Source organism: Corynebacterium sp. HMSC035E02, from assembly GCF_001836065.1.
Taxonomy (GTDB): Bacteria; Actinomycetota; Actinomycetes; order Mycobacteriales; family Mycobacteriaceae; genus Corynebacterium; species Corynebacterium hiratae.
On the sequence record NZ_KV827318.1, the window covers coordinates 1 to 276 of the forward strand.

Here is a 276-nt window from a genome sequence, read left to right on the forward strand (position 1 = left end):
CACCGCTACCATTTCAGTCTTCTGAACATCTCGGTAATCACTAGCGTTGCGTAGTTGCGCCTCAAGCTCCGCAATTATCGGCAAGGCCAGCTCGTGGGTGAAATGGCTTCAGAGCGCCTCGGTGTCCCGTTCGGCATCATTGACCTCTCCCTCGCCCCCACCGCGGAACTAGGTGACTCCGTCGCGCACATCCTTGAGCACATGGGCCTCGACCAGGTGGGCACGCACGGTACCACGGCGGCGCTGGCGCTGCTTAACGACGCCGTCAAGAAGGGC

The 276-nt window shown here is 61.2% G+C and carries 1 pseudogene; it reads left to right on the forward strand.

Going from position 1 to position 276, the window contains the following annotated elements:
• Window positions 1-69: 69 nt before the first annotated feature.
• Window positions 70-276, forward strand: a pseudogene (locus tag HMPREF2635_RS03210) (DUF711 family protein); the annotation flags it as partial.